This window comes from Ruegeria sp. G10, assembly GCF_056533645.1.
The window spans coordinates 218,898-236,313 of sequence record NZ_JBQFOQ010000002.1; the positions used below are offsets into that span (position 1 = coordinate 218,898).

Below are 17,416 nucleotides of genomic sequence, written 5' to 3' on the forward strand. Positions count from 1 at the left end.
GGCCTCAGGTTTCCCCGAGGCCGCCTTTTTCTTTCTCAAAGCGGGGTTACTTGCCGCGCTTTTCGCGTGTGAGGCCAATGAAGACCGAAACACACATCAGCATCAGAACGATGGCGAAGGGGAAGCCCGTCGCGATCGCTGCTGCCTGAAGTGCGCCAAGCCCACCGCCCAGCAGCAGCACGATCGCAATCGCGCCTTCAAGAATACACCAGAACACACGCTGCGGCGTTGGTGCATTGGTCTTGCCGCCAGCGGTGATCGTGTCGATCACCAGCGAACCCGAGTCCGACGAAGTCACGAAGAACACCACCACCAGCACGATGCCAACAAAGGACAGCAGACCGGTCATCGGGAAGGCTTCGAACATGGTGAACATTTTCAGCTCAAGCGCCGCGTCGGACAGGGCCTGGCCCGTACCGCTCATGACCTGATCCAATGCCGCACCGCCAAAGACGCTCATCCACAGGGTGCCGACCACTGTCGGGATCAGCAGAACGCAGACCACGAATTCACGTACCGTACGGCCACGCGAGATCCGCGCGATGAACATGCCCACAAACGGTGACCAGGAAATCCACCAGGCCCAGTAGAAGGTTGTCCAGCCCTGCATGAAGTTGGTGTCTTCACGACCCATCCAGTTGGACAGCGACGGCAACTGCTCGACATAGTCGATCAGGCTGTTGAAGAAGCCGCTGAGGATCAGCAGTGTCGGGCCGACAAGCAGAACCAGCAGCAACAGCAGTGCCGCCAGGATCATGTTGGCCTCGGACAGGCGCTTAACCCCTTTATCCAGGCCCGCAACAACCGATACCAGCGCGAAAATCGTGATCAGCACGATCAGCAACACTTTCATGCCATCGGTGACCGGCACACCAAACAGATAGTTCAGACCGGCCAGCGCCTGTGTCGCACCCAGACCCAGCGAGGTTGCCAGACCGAAGATGGTCGCAAACACGGCCAGCACATCGATGATGTGTCCAAGTGGACCCCAGGTTGCCTCACCAAAGATCGGGTAAAAGACCGAACGCATGGTCAGCGGCAGACCCCGGTTGAAGCTGAAGAAGGCCAGCGCCAACGCAACAACCGCGTAAATCGCCCAAGGGTGCAGACCCCAGTGGAAGATGGTCGCGGCCATTGCCAGATCACGTGCTTGTTCCGGGTTGCCTTCAGCACCGGCCAACGGTGCCCAGTCTGTGCGCACACCGCCCTCGCTGGCGATGCCGCCAATGGACGATCCATAGTGCGAGATGGGTTCTGCCACCCCCCAGAACACAAGACCGATGCCCATGCCCGCTGCGAACAGCATCGAGAACCAGCCCATATAGCTGTAGTCTGGACGGGCATCGACACCACCCAAACGGATCGAACCCAGCGGAGTGACGATCAGGAACAGACAGAACAGCACAAAGAGGTTACATGCGATCATGAACACCCAGTCAAAGTTGCTGGTCAGCGCGGGCCTGAGCCACCCAAAGAACTCTCCGGCCTGGTCCTGAAACACAAGCGAGAAGAAGACGAATGCGACAACGGTCAGACCCGAAATCGCAAAGACGGGATTGTGGATGTCCAGACCCATGATCTGGACGTTATCCTGTCCGACCTCATAGTCTGTATCCGTACTTTCGGGAATAATTGGGTCGGTTGTTTCCGACATTAGATCTCTCCTGATGGTTACCGGGCGGATGATCCGCAATCGGGGCCGACCCGGTCGGGCAGAAGAGGCTCTTGTTGGACCAAAAACGACATGGCGTCGTTTTTTTGCAGTCGCATTCGCAACACGTTATGGCAAAGAGCATCTCTGCAAGCATCTGGTCGCGAGCGACATATCGCACTGGGCCGGGCATTTGCGACGCTAGTGCAACCAAGGCGCTAAATCGCCGAACGCTCGGCGGCACGCGATCGTGTAGTTTGTCGCCTGATAAGCTGGACGGCGGTGCGCGTGCAGTCGTTGGGCCTTGACGTTTCCTGAAGCCATCCGACGATCATGTCAGCCACCGTTTTTCCAAACGCCTGAACGCCGCAATGAACGGTCGAGAGGGGCGGCCAATACTCTGCCGCTTCTGCAATATCGTCAAAGCCTATGAGCTGGAAATCCCCGCCAATACTGCGGCGCCCTTCATGGCAGGCATTGATCATCCCAAAAGCCACGAGGTCATTGAAACATACCGCCGCATCACAATCGGGATGCTCTTCGAATAATTGCACCGCAACCGTCTGCCCAAAAGCACGATTGCTGCGACCCGTCAGAACCAATGGGGGCTGCGCCTGAGTGGACATGACCTCGAGATAACCGGCATATCGTTCCTGCGTCACCTTCCGCCCCTCAAGCCCCCCCACAAACGCAATCTTTTTGGCACCGGTCTCGATCAGATGGCGCGTCGCGATACGACCCCCTTCCGCGTAATCAGGCGCAATGAAAGGAAATGCTTCCGTATTGTCGTCGACCTGCCGCAGGACCTGCATCATCGGAATACCCGCACGCTCAACCGCGGCAAAGGTTTGGGACACATCCCCATAAGCTGGCGAGATGATCAGTGCAGAAACCCCATGTTCCAGCATGGCCCTGACAACCTGATCCTGCAGCTCTGGGTCTTCGTTGGTGTTCGCGACGACAACTGCATACCCACGTGCGCCAAGCGTCATCTGCAGCGATGTGGCAAATTCGGTGAAAAACGGATTGGTCAGATCGTTGATCACAAGCCCAACCAGCGCTGTGCCCGAGGACCGCAGGTTGGCCGCCGACCGGTTGTACACGTAACCGATCTCTTTCATTGCCGCATGAACAAGCGTCCGGGTTTTGGGTTTCACCTGCGTGCTGCCCTGTAAAACCAGACTGACCGTTGACTTCGAAACGCCTGCCTTGCGGGCCACATCTATGATCGTCGGTCGGCGCATTCGGATTACTGTTCTACTCCGTGCAGGGTCAGCAATGTGGCCATACGCGTCCGCGCCAATTCCGGGTCCCGAAGCAGGCCAGCCTGATCCGCCATGCGAAAGACCTGTGCATAGTGACAAATGTCACGGCTGGACTGAAATCCACCCGGCATGATGAAATGAGACTGCGCCCCATTCAGCCATGCCAGATAGGCGATCCCCGCTTTGTAGAACCGCGTCGGTGCGCGGAATATCTCGCGGCTGAGGGGGACGGTCGGAGCAAAAAGCGACTGATAACGATCCATGTCGCCCATCGCGAGTGCCTCAAGCGCTTGACTCGCCGCCGGAGCGATTGCTGCAAAAATTCCAAGCAACGCATGTGAGAAATGTGCGCCATCGCCTGCGATCAGGTCGGCATAGTTGAAATCGTCGCCCGTATACAGACGAACCCCATCCGGAAGGCGGGTGCGGAAGGCCTCTTCATGAGACTGATCCAAGAGGGAAATCTTTATCCCATCCACTTTCGCGGGATTCTCGTTGATCAGGTTCAGAACAAAGTCGCTGGCCGCCGCGACATCCGTGTGGCCCCAATAGCCGGTCAGCGCGGGATCAAACATATCACCCAGCCAGTGCAGAATGACGGGCTCGACAGCACCGTCAATCAACGCCCGATAAACGTCGTGATAAACGTCGGGCCCAGCCCCAATCGCCGGAAATGCGCGCGACGCCATCAGGATCAGCTGACCGCCCGCGGCCTCGATCGCTTCGGCTTGATGTTCATAGGCCGACAGAATCTCTCCGGCCGTGTTTAGCGCACTCAGCGGAAGATGGTCTGTCCCCGCGCCGCATGCAACGCGCGGCGATAACGGGTGCGCGCGCGCCGCCTGCATCGTGCGCTGGATCAATTCCAGTGCGGTCGCCCAGTCGACGCCCATGCCGCGCTGTGCCGTGTCCATCGCTTCGGCCAGCCCAAGGCCCTGATCCCATAATTCTTGCCGGAACTGCAACGTGGCCTCCCAATCCACCGCAGGCCGTCCTTCCCATGGGTTGCGCTCGGCCAACGGATCGGAAACCACGTGCGCGGCAGCAAAGGCCGTACGCGTCAACGCAACTTTGGGCGCACGTGGCACCAACGGGGTCCCAACCAGCGTGTAAGTCTCCAGCTGGCCGTCAGGATTGGGCAGTATCAAACTCATCGCGCTATACCTCCAGATCCAGTACCAAAATACCCTCGATCCCACCTACGGCATTTTCGACCAGCTGCGCACCTAGAGCCTTGTGCGCCTCGTGATCCTGATAGGTCTGCAGCGCGGCCCAATCCTCAAAATCGATTGTGAAACCATGCATATAACCGCGCTCAATCTGTTCGGGGCTTTGGCTGCGACCACCAGCAAACCCGCCGGCGCCGGGCAATATATCGGCCACATCCGCGAGGCCTTTGTAGATGGTCGCAATGGTCGCTTCAGCAACGTCCGGGCGAAATTTCGTCAATACGATATGGCGGATCATGTTCAGAAACCTTGATCTTGTTTGATCATGTCGGCGGCCTTCTCGCCGATCATGATCGTCGGGGCGTTTGTATTCGAAGAATTGACCGTCGGCATGATCGAAGCATCCGCGACACGCAGGCCTTCGATCCCGTTAAACCGCAAACGCGGGTCCAAAACGGCCTCGGCGTCGCTGCCCATGCGGCATGTGCCCGCGCAGTGATGCGAGGTTTTGGAATGCACGCAGATGAAGTCAAAATACTCCGCTTCGCTCTGCACATTCGGCCCTGGCAAACGCTCGGCCAGGATATATGGCTTGAGCGCATCCTGCGCGAGGATGTTCTGTACCAGCTTCAGGCCACGGATCGACATCTCTCGGTCATAAGGATCAGCAAGATAGTTGGGATCGATCAAAGGCATAGCTGCGGGATCGGCACTTTGCAGCCGCACAGTCCCGCGCGAGCGTGGTCGCAGGAAGCAGGCATTCAGCGTAACGCCACCATTGGGCATGGCTTCGACGCCTGCTTCGATCCCGGTCCCAAGACCCAGGTGCATCTGGATATCCGGGGATCGGGCATCAGGGTCGGCATACCAGAAACCACCGGTCTCAAAGAGACTTGAGGCGACCGGGCCCTTACGTGTGAAGATGTATTGCAACCCTGCCAAAGCCGACAGGTGCAACTTCGCAAAGCGGTCATAAGTGTGCGGTCCGGTGACCTCGCATATCGAATAAAGGTCCAGATGATCCTGCAGGTTCTCACCCACTTGAGGCTGATCATAGACCGCGTCTATCCCAAGGCCGTTCAAATGATCAGCCGGGCCGATGCCCGAAAGCTGCAACAAGCGGGGCGATCCGATGGCGCCAGACGACAGAATGACTTCTTTCGCGGCGGTGATTTTCTCACCCCCGACCATTTCGACACCGATTGCACGACCCTTGTCCACCATGATGCGCCTGACCTGCGCCCCGGTCCGGACGCTCAGGTTGGCACGACCTCGGTTCGGAGTGACAAAAGCCATCGCGGCGGACGAGCGGCGCGCCTTTCGCTGAGTCAACTGGTAATACCCGGCGCCATCCTGTTTGGGGCCGTTCACGTCCCGTGTTTCGGGAATACCCAGCTGCCCTGCGGCCTTGATGTAAGCATCGCAAATCGGCAAAGGGGCTGCGGGCTGCGACACGCCCATCGGTCCACCTTTGCCGTGGTATTCATTGTCGTAGGTGTCGTTGTCCTCGGACTTTTTGAAATAAGGCAGAACGTCAGCATAGCTCCACCCGTCGCAACCCATTTGCCGCCAGTCGTCGTAATCCTGCGCCGCTCCTCGGGTATAAATCTGCGCGTTAATCGCAGACCCTCCACCGATGACCTTGGCTTGTGTATAGTTGAACACCTTGTTCTGCATGTGTTTTTGCGGAACGGTTGACCAGCCCCAGCTGCCGATGCCCTTCGTCATCTTGGCAAAGCCTGCAGGTAAGTGAAAGAATGGATGGCGATCCGTCGATCCGGCCTCGAGCAGCAATACCTTTGCCGAAGGTTCCTCGGACAGCCGCGTAGCAATGACCGAACCGGCAGAACCGCCTCCGATCACGATGAAATCAAACCCTTCAGACATTCGTCTATGCCCTGATCTAAAGACGTGGAATTGACAGACCGCCATCTACGGGAATGGCGGCTCCGGTGGAAAAATGCATCTGCCCTTCAACAAGCGGCAGGACAACAGACGCGATATCTTGGGGCTCGCCCCAACGCGCTGCGGGGACCAGTCCGTTTTCGATCCGGTCCGTGTATGTTTCGCGCACGCCCGCCGTCATGCCGGTTGCTATTATGCCGGGACGCAACTCGAAAACGCCGATCCCGTGCGGCGCAAGACGCACTGAGAACAGTTGCGCCATCATCGACGCGGCAGCTTTCGAGACACAGTATTCGGCGCGCTCGACCGACGCCATCGTGGCACTGACGGAGGTTACAAATATTATGGACCGGTAGGTATCTTGCGGCAATTTCAACATCCGCCGGGCCACCTGCTGCGCCAGGAAAAATGCGCCGCGCGTATTGATATTCTGGACGAAATCCCAGTTTTGGGGCTGTAGGTCCAGCATATCGCCACGCACAGGGGCCCCAACGCCAGCATTATTGATGAGCGAGGTGACAGGGCCACATTCGGCCTCGACCTGATCCAGCAGTGCCGGAACGTGCGATATATCAGCCACGTCGTGCCGGATGTAAGAAGCGCCTGAGCCAAGCTGCGTCAAAGCCTCCTGCACCACCGGCGTATTTGACTCGAACTGCGAGGCCACTACAACTTTGTATCCCGCCGCGATCAACCCGTGCGAGATGCCAAGGCCGATGCCCTGCTGCCCTCCCGTGACCAGGGCAACCCGGCTCATGCTGCGAACTCCGTCTCGGCGATGTGCCGGCCCGCGCGAAGTGCCAGCGCGGCAATGGTCAATGCCGGGTTGACAGCAGCGGACGTCGGCAGCACCGAGGCATCGACCACGAACAGATTACTGTGGTCGTGGCTCCGGCAATAGGTGTCCACAACGCTGTCCAGAGGGTTAACGCCCATGCGGGCCGTCCCACACTGATGCGACGGCGTTCGGCGATCAAAAGGTCTTGACAGGACGATCGGGAAACCCGCCCTTCGCAAATGGGATTTCAATCGCGTTACCAGCGCCTCGTGTGCGGCCCAGTTCGACCGCTTCCAGTCGAGACAGATTTGACCCTGATTGAGGCTCACGCGGCTCTCGGGATTTGGCAGGTCTTCGGACATCGCATAGAAGTCAAAGCTTCTGTTCGCGATCAGGTTGGCAAGCAATGTCGGTAATCGGCTCTGTGTTGCCAGTATCGGCCCGGTAATCTTACCCAGCATCTGGATGTTCCCAAGCGGGAAACCACCTTCGCCATCATCGTTGTAGTAGTCATTGAACATCAGAGTTTTCTGATACACCGACCGGTTTTTACGAAACGGATGCAGGGCAAGGACCGCTGAACAATTGTGGTTCATGAAGTTCCGCCCAACCTGATCCGAGCGGTTTGCAAGACCCGCTGGACAATTGTCGTTGGCCGAGCGCAACAACAGCGCCGCAGATTGAACAGCGCCTGCTGACAGAACGACCAATGGGGCCGTGAACGTGCCGTGCCCTTCCACATCGACACCCGTGATACGCCCGTCTGCCTGACTGTTCAGCTTTTGCACGGGTGCGCGGGTCAACAGATCGACGTTGTCGCACGCCAAGGCCTTTGCAAGCGCTCGTGTTTCCGCGTCCATCTTCCCGCCGCAGGTGTTTGGAAAAGCATCCCAGGTGGTCCGGCCAGCCGCCAGCCATGTGTCGATATCCACTCCCAATGGGACCGATGACGGCGTCAGACCGCTGCGACTCAGACGATCCCTGAGATCGGCGATATCTGCCTCATCGGAAACTGGCGGGTGCGGATAGTCCGCGCTATGCGGCGGTTCGGATGGGTCTTCTCCTACCGTTCCGCGCACATCGTAAAGCTGTTCGGCCGCTGTGTAGTCCGCCTCCAACTCGTCATAGGTAATCGGCCAGCCGGGCGACTCGCCGCCCATATGCTGGCGGCGTTGAAAATCGTCTTGCCGGTAGCGTATCAGGGCGGCGCCGTAGAATTTGGAATTTCCGCCCACGCAATAGTAGTTTCCGGGGTTGAATCGCTGCCCGTCCCCGTCCAGCCATGTCTCATCCGGACGAAAGTGACCATCGCCGAAGATCGCCTGCGGGTCGCGATCCTGCGCCGAAGGGCGCAGGTACTCTCCGCGCTCAAGGATCAGGATGCGGCGACCTGATGGGGCCAGCGCTGCGGCCAGCGTTGCCCCTCCGATCCCGGATCCGATGATTATGACATCGGCTTGTTTCACGGAATGATCCGCATCTCGCTTTCAGGATCAAAGGCAACGGCCTTTTCCATGTTCACGGCAAAGTCGAAATCCTGACCCGGCGCGACCTCGGCATCTGATCGCATCCGGGCGATCACATCCTTCCCACCAAGCGTCATCGATACGAATGTATCCGAACCCGCGGGTTCGGTCACAACGATGCGGTTTTTCATCGGCGCGATGTTCGAAGACTTCCGGTCCGCGCCATCCATGTCGGTGATGGTCTCGGGGCGAATGCCAAGCAAGATCTCTCGGCCGTCCCAAGCGCTCAGGTTATCCTGGCTGAACGGCAAATGCGCCATTGATCCATCATGCAGAGCGACCTCAGCATGAGGGCGACCGTTCAATACCGCAACCTTCGCGGGCACGACGTTCATTGCCGGCGACCCCATGAAAGTGGCAACGAAGATATTGGCCGGGGTATCATAGATTTCCTGCGGCGTACCCAGCTGCTGGACATAGCCGCCATTCATCACAGCGATCCGGCTTGATAGGGTCATCGCCTCAATCTGGTCATGGGTCACGTAGACGATGGTTGTGCCCAGGTTCTGATGCAGCTTCTTGATCTCGGTCCGCATGTCGACACGCAGCTTGGCATCGAGATTGGAAAGCGGTTCGTCAAACAGGAACACATCGGGATTACGTACCAAGGCCCGCCCCATCGCCACGCGCTGCCGCTGACCCCCCGAGAGCTGACCGGGCTTGCGATCCAACAGCTGTTCGATCTGCAAAAGCTTTGCGACCTCTTGCATCGCTTTGTCGCGTTCAGGTTTGGGCACCCCGTGCATCTCAAGCCCAAATGTGATGTTTTGACCGACCGTCATATTCGGGTAGAGCGCGTAGCTTTGGAACACCATGGCGATGTTGCGGTTCGACGGGTGCACCCCGTTCATCACCTGATCCTTGATGCGGATTTCGCCGCTGGTGATCTCTTCAAGCCCCGCAATCATGTTCAGCAGGGTCGACTTACCGCAGCCCGATGGACCGACAAGCACCAGGAACTCTCCTTCCTGCACCGAAATATCGACTTTGTGCAGAACCTCGACCGCCCCGTAGGATTTGGTCGCGTTGTCTATGTCTAGAAAACCCATGAGGTCTTATCCTTTCACCGAACCCGCCATCAGGCCACGGACGAAGTATCGACCGGCCACGATGTAGACGAGCAGAGTTGGCATGGCGGCCAGAATGGCGCCTGCGAAATGAACGTTGTATTCCTTCACACCGGTTGACGACTGCACCAGATTGTTCAGTGCCACCGTCATCGGTTGGCTGTTGGCATCAGCAAAGGACGCGCCGAACAGGAAGTCATTCCAGATGTTGGTGAACTGCCAGATGATCGAAACCACGGCGATCGGCCCGGAACTGGGCAGAAGGATGCGCCAGAAGATCTGGAAGAACCCGGCGCCATCAATCTGTGCGGCCCGGATCAACTCGGTCGGGAACACGGCATAGTAGTTGCGGAAGTAGAGCGTGGTGAAGCCGATCCCGTAGACCACATGGACCAGCGCCAGACCCCATGTCGAACCCGCCAGTCCGATAATGCCCAGCATCCGCGCCATCGGGATCAGGACGATCTGGAACGGGATGAAGCAGGCAAATAGCATCAGTCCGAACAGGATGGTGTCATACTTGAACCGCCACTTGGTCAGCACGTAACCATTCAGCGCCCCAAGGATGGTCGAGACAATCACCGCCGGGACCACCATCTTGATCGAGTTCCAGAAGTAGGGCTTCAACCCGGTTGGATCGACACCAATCTGGGCCGAGGACCATGCTTTGAGCCAGGGCTCGAGCGTGAACACCTGCGGCAAGTTCATCATGCCGCCGCCAGTGATCTCTTCCAGCGGTTTGACCGAGTTCACCAGCATCACGTAGAGCGGCAGCAGGTAGAACAGAGCGAACAGCAAAAGTACTACATAGATCAGCGTGCGGGTGACACGACCGGTGCGGATTGCGGTATCCTGAGAAGCTTGTGACATCAGCGTTTCTCCCGCAATTCGGCGTATAGATATGGGATCATGATTGCGGCGATGGTCATCAGCATGATCGTGGCCGAGGCCGCGCCGATCCCCATCTGATTCCGCGTAAATGTGTACGAGTACATGAAGGTCGCGGGCAATTCCGTGGCGCGCCCCGGACCGCCCCCCGTCAGCGCGATCACAAGGTCAAAAGTCTTGATCGCGAGGTGACTTAGGATCACGAAGGCCGACAGGAATGCCGGTCGCAGCTGCGGAATGATAATTCGGCGATAGAGGTTCCAGTTCGAGGCCCCGTCCATCTGTGCTGCGCGCAGGATTTCATTGTCGATGCCGCGCAGTCCCGCCAAGAACATGGCCATGACGAATCCGCTGGTCTGCCAGACTGCCGCCATAACGACCGTGTATATGGCGTAATCGCGGTTCTTGATCCAATCAAATTCAAAGCTGGTCCAGCCCCAGGTATGCATCACGTTTTCCAACCCGATGCCGGGATCAAGAAACCACTTCCAGGCGGTACCGGTTACGATGAAACTGAGCGCCATGGGGTACAGGTAAATCGGGCGCAGCAGCCCTTCGCCTCGTATCTTCTGATCCAGGAAAATCGCCAGCCCCAGGCCGATGCCGGTACAGATCACGATATAAAGACCCGCAAAGATCCCCATATTGATCAGCGAGGTTTCCCAATGGCTCAGACGCCACAGCTTGTCGTAATTCTCCCAACCGACCCAGCCGAAGGACGGCAGGATACGGCTGTCGGTGAAGGACAGGTAGACCGAAAACAGAATGAAGCCGTAGACAAAGACCAGCATCATCGCCAGCGATGGTGACAGGACCAGTTTAGGAATCCAGTTCTGAAGGCGTGTCTTGAAATCCGCGTCGGCCGAAGCAGCCATGGCGCGCCCTCCTTGTTCGGATGGTGATGGAATAGGGCGACCCTGAGGTGACAGGGCGGCACGAACGCCGCCCCATCGGGAGGATCATGGTCGGATCACTTGGCGATCGATACAGCGTCAACCAGTTCGGTCACCGCAGTCTCGCTGTCGTACTCGCCATTAAAATGCGCCGTGACAACGTCATAGACGGCATTCTTGACCGAGGCCGGTGCCGCGTGGCCATGGGCCATGGAACCGAACAGGTTGCCCGACGATGCCGCCGCTGCCAGATCTTTCATGCCCTGCTGACCGCATGCATCCAGATCGCTACCGTCAACGTCTGTCCGCGCAGGCACCGAGCCCTTCACCTTGTTGAAGGCAATCTGGAACGACGGCGACAGGATCGCGCTGGCCAGCGCAGCCTGTTCAGCCGAAACCGAACCGCCCTGATCGAACATCATGAACTGGTCCGCATTGAAAGTGACCTGATCCTGCGTGCCCGGGAAGCGGAAGCACAGGAAATCCTCGCCCGGTACTTTGCCGGCCCCAAGGAATTCACCTTTGGCCCAGTCACCCATCATCTGGAAACCAGCCTCGCCATTGATCACCATCGCGGTTGCAAGGTTCCAGTCGCGGCCCGAGAAGTTCTCATCGACATTCTCGCGGATGAATGCCATGCGGTCGAACGCCTCTTTCATTGCGTCACCGCCCAGGGTTTCTTCGTCCAGATCGATGAACGCGGCCTTATATCCATCCGGCCCAAGGGTAGACATCGCAACGGCGTCAAAAATCGTGGCGTCCTGCCACGCCTGCCCGCCATGAGCAATCGGAGTGACACCTGCGGCTTTCAGCGTTTCGACCGCAGCAACGAATTCGTCCCAGTTGGTCGGCTGCGCGATACCATTTGCGTCCAGAACAGCTTTGTTAGCCCAGACCCAGTTGGTCGAATGCACATTCACCGGCGCAGCAACCCATTTACCATCGCTCTTGGCAAAGGCTTTCAGCGCATCCGGGACAACTTCGTCCCATCCTTCTTGCGCTGCGACCTCGTTCAGATCGGCCAACGCGCCCTGATCCGCCCAGTCAAGAATGTCAAAACCCAGTGCCTGAACGGCTGTTGGTGCGTTGCCGGCCGTCACACGCGCACGCAGAACAGTCATCGCCTGCTCACCACCACCGCCAGCAACAGGCATATCGGTCCAGCCGATACCCTGACCGGACAGGTCATCTTTCAGAACGTTCAGCGCCGCAGCTTCGCCGCCAGATGTCCACCAGTGCAGAACCTCAACCTCTTCCGCATGTGCCAGACTGGTCGTGCACAACAGACCGGCCACGATCAGAGATTTGGTTTTCAGCAATTTACGCATTCTTGTTTCCTCCCTAGATGCGATCTTTTTTCGGGCGCTTTGTTGCGCCCTGATTTAGTCTTGTGAAACCCATGGTACGCGACTGTCGCCAATACGCATAACCACCGATTTTATTTCAAAGAACTCCTCGAACCCGTATCGTCCGATCTCTCGTCCCTGCCCGGATTGCTTGAACCCGCCGAAGGCCACTTCGGGGAATCCATCCATCCAGGTGTTGGTCCAAACCGTTCCCGCTTCTGCGCGGCGGGCGAAGTCAAGGCAGGTATGGACGCTTTCGCTCCACACACCAGCCGAAAGACCGTGAGCGCTATCATTGGCGATAGAAACCGCCTCGTCCAGTGTTTTGAAGGTCAGAACTGAAAGAACCGGCCCAAATACCTCATCCCGAGCGATCGGCATGTCCGAAGAGACGTTCGAGATGATCGTGGGCTGATAGAACTGATCGCCCAAACCTTCGACCTGCAGCAGACCTCCGCCCAGATCGATGGTGGCCCCGGCTGCGGCAGCCTCTTGGACATAGGCGTCTATTTTTGCGTTATGCTCGGGCGTTACGATTGCCCCCACCTGTGTCGTCGGGTCAAGCGGATCACCGAATTTTACCTTGCGCGACAGATCAACCACGCGCGCACGGAAGGCTTCGGCAATGTCCTCATGCACAATGATGCGGCTGCTTGAATTGCAGCACTGGCCAACATTGAAATAAACACCGAATACAACCGCATCTGCCGCCGCTTCCAGATTGGCATCGGGAAAAATGACCTGCGGGTTCTTTCCCCCAAGCTCCAGCGCGACTTTCTTCAAAGTCTCGGACGCAACCGCACTGATCGTTTTGCCAACGGCGGTCGAGCCGGTAAAGCTGACCATATCGACGCTGGGGTGGCTGGACATCGTACTGCCAACCGGAACGCCATATCCCAAAACGATGTTACAGACGCCGGCGGGCAATCCGGCTTCGATCAGCAATTCGCCCAGCATCAAAGTCGTGGACGGCGTCATTTCCGAAGGCTTCACAACCACGGTACAGCCCGCAGCCAGCGCGAAAGGCAATTTCTGGCCGAGAATCCAGAACGGAAAGTTCCAGGGCGTGATGATCGAGACCACGCCGATGGGCTCTTTCAGCACGACACCCATCATGTCCGCGCCCAGTGTATTGTGACTATCACCATGCGTGCTGCGCGCAAGGGACGCCGCATAGCGCCACAGATCGGCGGATCCGCCAACTTCGGCTTTGGATTGGCTGATCGGTTTGCCGCTTTCCAGTGTTTCGATAACCGCTATGCGATCAACGTTCTGTTCGATAAGATCAGCAACCCTCAGCAGTACTGCGGCCCGCTCTTTGCCCGAAGCGCGGCTCCAGACGCCGCTGTCGAAAGCCTGGCGGGCTGCAGAGATCGCTGCCTTTGCGTCCGCTTCGTCCCCCAGCGCCGAGCGGCTCACCACATGGCCATGCGATGGCGATTTGCGTTCGAACGTCTCGCCCGTGCCGCTTTGAACCCATTTACCGTTAATCAGATGGCGCCCTTGGAAAACCGGAGGCATATCAAAGGGAATAGCAGGATTGATTGTCAGGTCTTTCATCCGTCACAGGCCCGAAAACTGAGGGTTACGTTTTTCCATGAAGGCCGTCACGCCTTCTTCGCGGTCCGCCGATGCGGCGATGGCGGCGCTGCCCAGGGCTTCGACCACCGCATCGCGGTCTTCTCCCACGGCGGCGTGGATCATGTTCTTTGAAATTTCTGTGGCGCGGGGCGACAATTCCGCCAGTTCCGCGGCGATTTCCAGCGCGCGCGTCAAAGGTTCCTCCGTCGCTTCGACCGCATACCCCAGCGCAACCGCTCGGTCCGCGCTGATCCGGCGACCGAACAGCGCCATCTCTTTCACCGCACCTTCCGAGATCAGCCGGGTCAATCGCTGGGTTCCCGACCAGCCGGGCACAATCCCCACCCTTGCTTCAGGTAGTGCGAGCGTTGCACGGGGTGCGATCAGGCGTAGATCACAACAACTGGCCAGCTCCAGACCGCCTCCAAAGGCATGTCCGTTTATCGCTGCGATGGTCGGTTTTCCGATGCGGGCCAATCGGTCGAAAACCCGGTGCCCATCCCGGACCCAGTGGCGCGCGAAATCGGCCGGGCTCATACCGCCCCAAGCGCCTATGTCTGCGCCGCAACAAAACGCTTTCTCACCCGCTCCCGTCAACACAATGGCGCGCACAGCGTTATCGAAGGCCACCTCGCGCAAACGGGTATCAAGTTTCTCCAGCATCTCGACCGTTAACGCGTTGAGTTTTGACGCATTATCGAGCGTCACAACCGCCGTTGCGCCTTCAATCTGAAAACTGATCCCGCTCACAACGTCATCCCCATCGGGCCGGGCGCAAACAGTGATTTTGGCATTTGCACCGCGTTTTCGGCGACCCTAACACGCCCGTCTGAGGCAGCTATGATATCGCGCTCTGCATTTATGCCCGGCATGATCTCGGTCGCGACCAGACCAGCATCGGTCAGGCGGATCACACAACGCTCGGTCACGTACAGGACGTCTTGTCCAGTTTCGCGCGCGCGGCGGCCCGAGAACGTGACATGTTCGACCTGATCCACCATCTTGGTGAACTTGCCGGGCGCAGCGACAGCGATGCCGTCTTCCGTCAGTTCGATGCCCGCACCCGCCTCGAACCAACCCGAAAAGACAATCTTTTTAGCGCGCGCCGTAATATCGACAAAACCGCCGCAACCCGCGGTCAAATAAGGTTTCTTGCCCAGTTTCGAGACATTCACATTGCCCTCGACATCCACCTCAAGGAAGGACAGGAAGGACATATCGAAGCCACCCCCCTGGAAATAGATGAACTGCTGGGGAGATGGGACATATGCATGCGCATTCGAGGCGCAGCCAAATGCGAAACCGGTCAACGGCACACCACCCACTGCACCTTGCTCGATCGCCCATGTAACAGCTTGCGGGTGCCCCTCTTCCAGAAGGATACGTGGCACCATCGCGCTGATCCCGAAGCCGAGGTTGGCGCTCATCCCTGCGCGCAATTCCTGTGCGGCCCGGCGGGCGATAATCTTCTCAACGCCGTGTTCCGCCAGAGAGAAGCTGTCCCAGGGCCGCATGATCTGACCCGAAATCGCCGGATCATAGAGCGTCTCAGTGGTTTGCTTCTGTTCCGGGTCCTCCACAATCAGGTCGACCAGATGGCCGGGCACACGCACGTCATGTGGGCGCAGACTGCCGGCAGCGGTTACGCGCTGAACCTGCGCGATCACCAACCCACCATGATTGCGCACGCAAATCGCCTGTTCGAGGCCGCCCAGATAGGCCCCCTCATGTTCATAAGTCAGATTGCCGTACTCGTCGGCAGTGGTTGCCCGCAGAATGCAAACATTGGGGTTGATGTTCGGAAAATGCAGCCATGTCTGCCCGGCAAACTCCGTTCGGGACACGATCGGTGCGGCGGCTCCTTTTGCATTCATCGCACACCCTTCGCGCACCGGATCGACGAAGGTTTCCAGACCGACCTGCGTCAGCACTCCGGGCCGATGCGCCGCCGCCTCGCGATGCATGTCGAACAGAATACCCGAGGGCACATTATAGGCCGCAACCCGGTCTTCGACGATCATTTTCCAGATATCCGGCATCTCAAGACTGGACGGCCCCGACGGGTAAGAACCGGCCAAAACCCGTGCCAGCAGGCCGTCCTGCGCGAGATATTCCATCCCCTTCACACCATACATATCCCCGGCGGCAATCGGGTGTAGCGTAGTTATCCCGCGCGGATGCCCTTCGGATTTGAAACGCGCGCCAAGCGCCTTCAACACCCGGTCAGGGCACCCCAGCGCCGACGAGGACGAGACTGTGATGACCGCCGCATCCGGGATGCGCGACACGGCCTCGGCAGCGGAAACAAGTTTAGTCATCAGAACCCACCGTATTCTACGTCAATGCGCCGGCCCGAGGCCGCAGCCTCGCGCACGCTGAGGGCCACCGAAAGAGATTTCACCCCATCTGCACCATCGGCGGCCGGACGGCCTTTTCCTTGTGTCGCCGCGACGAACTCGGAAACACCCTGCACGTAAAGGGAATGATCCGAGAACGAGATATCCTCGCGCCCGTTTTCGGTGACCAGTTCAATGTGGCCAACGGGCCTTTGGGTCATCACGCCGCGGGCCAAGATCGACCCTTTCGTTCCATGTACTTCAAGGCCAGACCCGGCAAATGGATGCGTGAAGCTTTCATGGGTCATGACCATCGCGCCGCTTGGCATCGTCCAGACCGACATGCACGAATCCTCGACCCCCTGCCCCATCCCAGAGCTCGTCATCTGCGCCACGACCGAGAGCGGGTCCTCGCGCAGCAGAAACCGGGTGACATCGGCATCATGAACAACGATGTCCGGTATGACTCCACCGCCTGCAGCGGCCGAATTGATCCGCCAACCCTGCAAATGCCCCGGCAAATGCACTGCGTGATGAATGCGCAAGGACAATACATCTCCGATGCGCCCGGCGTCGATCAGATCACGGATCGCGCGATGGCTGCCAGAGCACCGCAAGTGGTGGTTCGTGCCGAAGGTCAGCCCGGAAGCCTCGGCCGCGCGCACCATTTCAACGGCCTCCTGCTGCGTCATCCCAAGGGGTTTTTCACACAGCACGTGTTTGCCCGCAGTGATCGCCGCCATTGCCTGCGCATGGTGCTTTTCATTGGTCGAAGAAATATACACCGCCTTTGCGCTGGGGTCCGCCAGCGCCGCACCCAGATCCGTGGTGGCGTTGGCGATGTCATGTTGTTTCGCCCAGTTTTTCACACGGTCTTCTGAGTTGCTGACAATCCAAGCGACGTCATGCCCGTCCTGCTTTCGTACCGCACCCAGCATATGTTCAGCCGCGATGGTGCTTGCACCAACGAAAATCCAATCCATGGATTCCCTCCCCCGAAACTTGGAACCT

At 58.4% G+C, this 17,416-nt stretch carries 15 protein-coding genes; all 15 read right to left on the bottom strand.

The genetic code is table 11. The features are described 5' to 3' along the window. Positions 1-46 precede the first annotated feature (46 nt). The 15 genes from ACR0KM_RS04790 to ACR0KM_RS04860 all read right to left on the bottom strand — a co-directional run bounded on the left by ACR0KM_RS04790 (position 47) and on the right by ACR0KM_RS04860 (position 17,388). Positions 47-1,654 carry a BCCT family transporter gene (locus ACR0KM_RS04790; RefSeq protein ID WP_480820600.1) on the bottom strand — a complete coding sequence of 536 codons (1,608 nt, stop codon included), beginning with the start codon at positions 1,652-1,654 and terminating at the stop codon, positions 47-49. A gap of 215 nt (positions 1,655-1,869) precedes the next feature. After that, positions 1,870-2,895 carry a LacI family DNA-binding transcriptional regulator gene (locus ACR0KM_RS04795; RefSeq protein ID WP_480857935.1) on the bottom strand — a complete coding sequence of 342 codons (1,026 nt, stop codon included), beginning with the start codon at positions 2,893-2,895 and terminating at the stop codon, positions 1,870-1,872. Positions 2,896-2,900: 5 nt separating this feature from the next. Continuing rightward, positions 2,901-4,070, bottom strand: coding sequence for a dihydrodipicolinate synthase family protein (locus tag ACR0KM_RS04800; protein ID WP_480857938.1), 1,170 nt, complete (start codon positions 4,068-4,070; stop codon positions 2,901-2,903). A gap of 4 nt (positions 4,071-4,074) precedes the next feature. Further along, on the bottom strand, positions 4,075-4,383 hold the full coding sequence (locus tag ACR0KM_RS04805; protein ID WP_480820594.1) for a Dabb family protein: 309 nt from the start codon (positions 4,381-4,383) through the stop codon (positions 4,075-4,077). A 2-nt stretch (positions 4,384-4,385) separates the two neighbouring features. Continuing rightward, on the bottom strand, positions 4,386-5,972 hold the full coding sequence (locus ACR0KM_RS04810) for a GMC family oxidoreductase (RefSeq protein WP_480857940.1): 1,587 nt from the start codon (positions 5,970-5,972) through the stop codon (positions 4,386-4,388). Positions 5,973-5,988: 16 nt separating this feature from the next. Further along, on the bottom strand, positions 5,989-6,747 hold the full coding sequence (locus ACR0KM_RS04815) for a 3-ketoacyl-ACP reductase (RefSeq protein ID WP_480820590.1): 759 nt from the start codon (positions 6,745-6,747) through the stop codon (positions 5,989-5,991). Then, complete coding sequence (locus ACR0KM_RS04820) at positions 6,744-8,234, bottom strand: GMC oxidoreductase (RefSeq protein WP_480857942.1); 1,491 nt, start codon at positions 8,232-8,234, stop codon at positions 6,744-6,746. Before ACR0KM_RS04820 ends, ACR0KM_RS04815 begins: the two co-directional genes overlap by 4 nt. Continuing rightward, entirely contained in the window at positions 8,231-9,343 is a 1,113-nt protein-coding gene (locus tag ACR0KM_RS04825) for an ABC transporter ATP-binding protein (RefSeq protein WP_480820586.1), read from the bottom strand. The genes ACR0KM_RS04820 and ACR0KM_RS04825 overlap by 4 nt, the downstream gene beginning before the upstream one ends. A gap of 6 nt (positions 9,344-9,349) precedes the next feature. Continuing rightward, positions 9,350-10,231 carry a carbohydrate ABC transporter permease gene (locus tag ACR0KM_RS04830; protein WP_480857944.1) on the bottom strand — a complete coding sequence of 294 codons (882 nt, stop codon included), beginning with the start codon at positions 10,229-10,231 and terminating at the stop codon, positions 9,350-9,352. Further along, on the bottom strand, positions 10,231-11,124 hold the full coding sequence (locus ACR0KM_RS04835) for a carbohydrate ABC transporter permease (protein ID WP_480820582.1): 894 nt from the start codon (positions 11,122-11,124) through the stop codon (positions 10,231-10,233). The genes ACR0KM_RS04830 and ACR0KM_RS04835 overlap by 1 nt, the downstream gene beginning before the upstream one ends. A 95-nt stretch (positions 11,125-11,219) precedes the next feature. Next, positions 11,220-12,470, bottom strand: coding sequence for an ABC transporter substrate-binding protein (locus tag ACR0KM_RS04840; RefSeq protein ID WP_480820580.1), 1,251 nt, complete (start codon positions 12,468-12,470; stop codon positions 11,220-11,222). A 54-nt stretch (positions 12,471-12,524) separates the two neighbouring features. Further along, a complete protein-coding gene (locus tag ACR0KM_RS04845) occupies positions 12,525-14,048 on the bottom strand; it encodes an aldehyde dehydrogenase family protein (RefSeq protein WP_480857946.1) in 1,524 nt (507 codons plus the stop codon). A 3-nt stretch (positions 14,049-14,051) separates the two neighbouring features. Beyond that, the gene (locus tag ACR0KM_RS04850; RefSeq protein ID WP_480857948.1) at positions 14,052-14,819 is read right to left on the bottom strand and encodes an enoyl-CoA hydratase/isomerase family protein; all 768 of its coding nucleotides are present in this window, start codon (positions 14,817-14,819) and stop codon (positions 14,052-14,054) included. After that, positions 14,816-16,387: an acyl CoA:acetate/3-ketoacid CoA transferase gene (locus ACR0KM_RS04855; RefSeq protein WP_480857950.1), complete on the bottom strand. Its 1,572-nt coding sequence runs from the start codon at positions 16,385-16,387 to the stop codon at positions 14,816-14,818. The genes ACR0KM_RS04850 and ACR0KM_RS04855 overlap by 4 nt, the downstream gene beginning before the upstream one ends. Continuing rightward, a complete protein-coding gene (locus tag ACR0KM_RS04860) occupies positions 16,387-17,388 on the bottom strand; it encodes a Gfo/Idh/MocA family protein (protein WP_480857952.1) in 1,002 nt (333 codons plus the stop codon). Before ACR0KM_RS04860 ends, ACR0KM_RS04855 begins: the two co-directional genes overlap by 1 nt. Positions 17,389-17,416: the final 28 nt, after the last annotated feature.